Annotated in this window: 5 protein-coding genes; all 5 read left to right on the top strand. The window is 30.8% G+C overall.

Translation table 11 applies throughout. From position 1 onward, the window contains the following. Nucleotides 1-1,171 (top strand): RHS repeat-associated core domain-containing protein (locus PL77_RS29270; RefSeq protein ID WP_044213413.1); only part of this gene is annotated, 1,171 nt, incomplete at its 5' end. 1,008 nt (nucleotides 1,172-2,179) lie between these two features. Continuing rightward, nucleotides 2,180-3,109, top strand: coding sequence for an Rpn family recombination-promoting nuclease/putative transposase (locus tag PL77_RS29280; RefSeq protein WP_044213417.1), 930 nt, complete (start codon nucleotides 2,180-2,182; stop codon nucleotides 3,107-3,109). A gap of 767 nt (nucleotides 3,110-3,876) precedes the next feature. Further along, nucleotides 3,877-4,719, top strand: a complete 843-nt coding sequence (locus tag PL77_RS29285; RefSeq protein ID WP_044213419.1) for a metallophosphoesterase — start codon at nucleotides 3,877-3,879, stop codon at nucleotides 4,717-4,719. Between the two features lie 121 nt (nucleotides 4,720-4,840). Then, nucleotides 4,841-5,794 (top strand): helix-turn-helix transcriptional regulator, encoded by a 954-nt coding sequence (locus PL77_RS29290; RefSeq protein WP_044213421.1) that lies wholly within the window; start codon nucleotides 4,841-4,843, stop codon nucleotides 5,792-5,794. Between the two features lie 245 nt (nucleotides 5,795-6,039). Further along, the gene (locus PL77_RS29295; protein ID WP_156152601.1) at nucleotides 6,040-6,324 is read left to right on the top strand and encodes a hypothetical protein; all 285 of its coding nucleotides are present in this window, start codon (nucleotides 6,040-6,042) and stop codon (nucleotides 6,322-6,324) included. Nucleotides 6,325-6,359: the final 35 nt, after the last annotated feature.

Below are 6,359 nucleotides of genomic sequence, written 5' to 3' on the forward strand. Positions count from 1 at the left end.
TTTTATCCGAAAAAATGTTGCAAATCCAGAAGCAGGAACTTCTACAAATTATTACGTCCGTGATGCTTCCGGTAAGGTACTTGCCATCTACAACAGTGACGGCACCCAAGCAGAAGTTCCGATCTACGGTGCCAGTCGTCTAGGCATTTACTTTAATAATGACCTGACAAGCTACCAACTTTCAGACCACCTTGGTAACGTAAGAGCGACTGTACAATGGAGCGGAGCCAACCGCAATATCAATAACTACAGTGATTCCTATCCCTTCGGTATGAAAATTGGACATCAAACAGATGGAAAATACCGCTACGGCTATCAAGGAGAGTTTGCTGATGACGAAACGGAGGAAACAGGCTTCAATAGTTTTGAGGCTAGGATGTATGATCCTGTGATTGGTAGATGGTTGAGTGTGGACCCTGCTAGGCAGTTTGCTAGTGGTTATGTGGGGATGGGGAATAATCCTGTGATGGGGGTGGATCCTGATGGGAGATATTCAAAATGGGGAGCTACCTGGAGAAATCTGGTTTTTGGAGGGGAAGGTATCATTGAAGTTGCTGGAGATGGAGGTTGGGCTTATATCAGTTCATACGGTAAAACAGATCATGGTTATGGTCATGAGTTTATTTCCAGAGACCCAATTAAAATATCACTAGATGCTAATGTAAAAATGACTCTTTCATTTGGAGCCTTAACATATAAAGATAATTTGGATAAGGGGTTTACTTTAGATGCTGCCTCTGTAGATTATTATACAATTGGATACAGAACTAGAACTGATTTAAATAGACATACAATGCCAAGTAACGAGAATGGAATATATAAGTCTTCCGATTTAATTCAAAACGACTTGTCTTTTAATGTCAATCATGGTGCAAAACTTGAGTCTTATTATGGTGATTATAAAATAGGGTTTGTATCAAACTTCAAAAATCTTAATCCTAGAGGTGTCAATAAAGATAATATTATTGAATTTATGAGAGATGCTCATAATTATACAACACTGTCAAACATAGGTGTTGGATACCCAGGGTTAGAATTGAAAGCATACAATTTACATAAAAAAATAAGCTCAATTAGAGCTGGGGTACAAGAAGATTGGTCTCAAAGTTATAAAGGCTTAGGAGTTAAAGTTGAAGGTTTTTTTGGAATAAATATTGATTTTAATAATTAAATGATACTAATTTTATTGTTTATTGGATTTTTTGGCGGTTTATTAATGCTAAGATCATTTCTTTTTTGGAAAGTGTTATTTTTGTTAAAAATTGTAAACAGACCAACATTTAAAGAATATTATTTTTTGAATATCAATTCATTTGAATCTTTTTTTAAGACGACAATATTATTTATAGTAACATATGTCCCATTTCCATATTTTTTTCTCAGAAAAGAGAAAAATGTTATTTGGTATAATTTTATTCAGTTTTTTATAACATGTATTATTATCATACTTCTATATCTTTTTAACCCTCACTGGTTTTCAAATCAAGTATTGGAACCATAGGACACCCCACCTACTCTAAGGTACTGTCTTAAAAGTCAAGAAAATTCATATAATTTTTCTAAGATTTTGATATTACCTCTCGCTACCGCGGGTTCCTCAAATTTTCATTGCAAAATTGAAGCACTAAAGTGCCCCACTGTTCGTAGTGTTAAGCGATAGCGTCACCCAGAACTTGTATTTGAATAAGTTTTCAACTGATCACTTAAAAAGCAGAAACCTTAAAATCAGAAAAATGAAGGGTTTTACCCACACTAAACAGTAACCTACAGGCACGCTACACCTATTATAAACATGGAGGTCTAAAACAGCTCGACCTTTACTGTTCTGAGTTTAGACTAAAATCACTTTCCTTATTTCCTTCAAATGATATTTTTTTAACAAGTATAAGAAATGATTTTCCTCCACTGTTCGTAGTGTTAAGCGATAGCGTCACTGCGAACTTGTTTTTTGAATAAGTTTTCAACTTATAACCTATGAGTAAAAAAAGTCGTTGTTCAAAAATTAGAAAGAAAACAGAACATGTAAAACCAAAGATGTACTTTACTGTTCTGAGTTTAGACTAAAAACACTTTCCTTATTTCCTTCAAATAATATTTTTTTAACAAGTATAAGAAATGATTTTCTTCTTAACTTTACTTACTGAAAAACCATTATTTTCTTCACAAAAAAAGTACAATAATGAAAAATAATTTAATACGTTTTGATTGGGCGATCAAACGCCTCTTAAGAAATAAGGCAGACCATGTTATTTTAGAGGGATTTCTTTCAGAATTAATGCAGGAAGATATCACCATTGATAGTATTTTAGAAAGTGAAGGAAATCAAGAAACAGCTTCAGATAAATTCAATCGTGTTGATATTTTAGTAAAGAATCAAAAAGGTGAATACGTTATCATTGAAGTCCAAAACCAGCTAGAGTACAATTATTTTCAACGTATGCTTTATGGTACTTCAAAAGTTTTGACAGAATACATATCAGTTGGAGAAGCTTATCATCATGTCAAGAAAATTTACTCCGTAAATATTGTGTATTTTGATTTAGGACAAGGAGCCGATTACGTTTATCATGGGAAGACTAATTTCCAAGGTATTTATCAAAATGATGACTTAGAACTATCAGGCAAACAAAAAGTATTCTTAGGAGAAGATAAAACCCCATCTGATTTATTTCCTGAATATTATATCATAAAAGTAAACCAATTTGATGATATAGCCAGAAATACCCTTGATGAATGGATTTACTACTTTAAAAACAACGAAATCAAAGATAATTTTAAAGCAAAAGGACTGGAACAAGCCAAAGAAATTTTAAAAGTAGATAAAATGTCAAAATCCGAACAAGTAAGCTATAAAAAACATATTGTCAACCTTATGGAAGAAGCAAGCAGGGAGCGTACTTTAGAGATGGAGGCGATTATTAAGGAGAGAGAAATAGGTAAGGAAATAGGTAAGGAAATAGGTAAAGAAGAAGGTCTCATAGAAGGAAAAAAAGAGCAAGCACTAGAAAATGCAAAATCAATGCTTCAAGATGGATTAAGTGTAGAAAAAGTAGCATTATATTCAGGTCTAACTATTGAGGAAGTAAAGGAAATAGTTGGAAAAAAATAGTATAATACAGTATTAATTCTTCCCCCTTCTCCCCGCTGTTCGTAGTGTTAAGCGAAAGCGTCACTGCGAACTTGTTTTTTGAATAAGTTTTTAACTTATAACCTATGAGTAAAAAAAAGTCGTTGTTCAAAAATTAGAAGTAAAACAGAACATGTAAAACCAAAGATATACTTTACTGTCCTTTGTTTATATTAAAAACTCTTTCCTTATTTCCTTCAAATAATATTTTTTTTAACAAGTATAAGAAATGATTTTCTTCATAAGTTTACTTACTGAAATACCATTATTTTCTTCATAAAAAGTACAATAATGAAAAATAATTTAATACGTTTTGATTGGGCGATCAAACGCCTCTTAAGAAATTAGGCGTATCACGTTATTTTAGAAGGATTTCTTTCAGAATTAATGCCGGAAGATATCACTATTGATAGTATTACTTCCTGAATATTATATCATAAAAGTAAAACAATTTAACGATATAGCCAGAAATACCCTTGAAGAATGGATTTATTACTCATAGAAATATGGTATAATAGAAAACGACCACATTCAAATTAGGCTGCATGAGTCCTTATTTTTACCACTATTACAAAATGTTGAACAGAGCTTAATTGTTTGTCCAGTTTTTTATTGCAAATCCAAATCACAATTCTCAAAAGCAAGTGATAATTATTAGATTTTTGTGTAAGTAGATTATTATTTTAAATACATTTGCAATAATCTTTGAGAAAAACTTATTACGACTAAAGTAACTTATTGCGTCTTTAATGAACAGGAGAAAATTTATAAAAACAAGTCTTCTTAGTACCCTTGGTACCGGGTTATTTACAGGTGTATACAGCTGGCAGATTGAACCTTTCTGGCTTGAATTTGTAAAAAGAAATATGCCTGTTGCCAATTTACCCGAAAAACTTATTGGTAAAACTGTAATGCAGATTAGTGATATACACATTGACCATACTGGAGATTACAATTACATCATTGACGCTTTTAAAAAAGCGAAAAAGTTTAAACCTGATTTTGTTGTTTACACTGGAGATTATGTTACCAATAGGAATAAAAAGCAGTTTATTTTTCTGAAAGACGTACTCCAACATGCGGTTTTTGGTAAGATTTCAACTTTTGGAATTCTTGGGAATCACGACTATGGGAAAGCTTATAAAGACAAAGACTTTGGCCTAAAGATATCTACTATACTTTCAGAGAGAGGAATTCATGTTTTAAGTAATGCTCAAATAGAGTCTGATGGATTGAATTTTATTGGTTTTGATGATTATTCTGGACCAAATTTCAACCCTGAATTAGTAATGAAAAATTATGATTCATCTAAAGCCAATATTGTTTTATGTCACAATCCAGATGTATGTGATTTAGACGTTTGGAATGGTTATCAAGGGTGGATTCTATCTGGACATACACATGGTGGACAGTGTAAACCTCCATTATTCGATCCACCTATTTTACCCGTTGAAAATAAAAGATATACACAAGGAGAATTTGATTTATATGATGGTAGAAAGCTATATATAAATAGAGCACTTGGTTTTGTAAGACAAGTTCGTTTTAATGTACGACCTGAGATCACAATTTTTAAGCTGGAGAAGGCATAGATTAAAGAAAAGAAAAAGCTAAAGTTGATAACTAAATACTAAAATTTATGGATTGAAAGTTATTTTGATTTCGTACATATTATCTTTAATTTCGGAGGTTAACAATTCAAACTTTATCATCATGTATACTAATATTATTCACGACTACAATCAGCATAAACAATGGCTGAAAGATTTTTTTGAGGGAGAATTTATCCATCCTAACTTATTGAAAGTAGACAGTGATAAAGGAGAAGGGTTTATCTTTTTTTATAAAATACATCCGGGTATCTATTTTATTTACAATCATATCATAGCCAAAGAAGATATAACAATAGATCTCAATTACAGTAGTTCATCTTATTTTAAGTACTATGCTTCTTTTTTTAACGATACAATTTGTGTTAAGGAAAATGATGAGGTTCAAGAATTAACTGCAAACGGTTTTTATACTTGCTCAAAGCAGATAGGTATTGTCAATAAAGTTTCTAAAGGAGAGAAATTATATAATATCAATATCTATTTTTCTGAGGCAACATTCAATGAAATAGATAATAAAGAAGTCAGCGATTTTTATTTAAATAGATCTCATTTTTTTAATTTCTTTGATGAAAATCGAGATGTGATGTTGTTTAAGAATAGTCTTCAAGAAATCAATAATTATTCAGAGAAACTGAAAGCAAAAATTCTTCCTGTAAAGATTCAAGAATTGTATTTCTTATTTTTAAACGCTCTTGGTAAGATAACGGTAACACAACATGATTTAGGGTTAAGTGATGATAAACTCAAAGAATTATTTAAAGTCAGAAACAAACTAATTAGTAATTGGAAAGAAAAGCCTGAATTTGATCAAATCATACAAAAAAGTACTTTGGAAGAAATCGAGAAATTGTTTGAAGTTGTTTTTGGTCAATCGATGTCAAATTATTATTCTAATTATAAAATGGAATTAATTAGAATCGCAATTTTAAATAATCATCAATCTATTTCTGAAATTGCTTCTGAGTTTGGATATACTCAAGTTCAACATTTTTCAACCACTTTTAAGAGAAAGTTTGGATGTTCACCTTCAGAATACTACCATCAATATCAATAGAGGATCTTTTTATTAATTTAATATAGCATCTCCTTTTTTCAAAATATATTAGTTTCAATGCTTAATAACTAAATATTGGAGTAGTTAAGCATTATTTTTTATGAGCACTAGTGTTTCTTAATAATTACATATATATTAACGTAATGTTAAATGTATTTCTTAATTGTGAATTAATTTTACGTGATTAATAGGAACTAATATTTCATTTTTTTTCAAAAAAATCAATCGGACAAAAACTAATAAAGATGAAGAAAGAGAAGAAGAAAAAGACCAAAGTAATAAAACTGAAAGCTTCTAGCTTAAAGAAAAAAAACAAAAAGCTAACGGCTAAGAAGAAAGAAGCAAAGTTAAAAGCGAAAAAGAAGGAAGAGAAAATCAAGGCGAAGAAAAAAGCGGCCAAAAAAGAAGCGAAGAAAAAAGAAAAAATAAAAGCGAAGAAAAAGGCTGATAAGAAGGTAGCTAAAAAGAAAGCTGCAAAGAAAAAAGCCAAAGCAAAGGCTAAGAAAAAGTCAGCCAAAAAAAGTGCTTAAACAATATAAAGAGGCTGTCTCATAATTGAAAAAAT

Source organism: Flammeovirga sp. OC4 (assembly GCF_000812565.1).
GTDB lineage: Bacteria > Bacteroidota > Bacteroidia > Cytophagales > Flammeovirgaceae > Flammeovirga.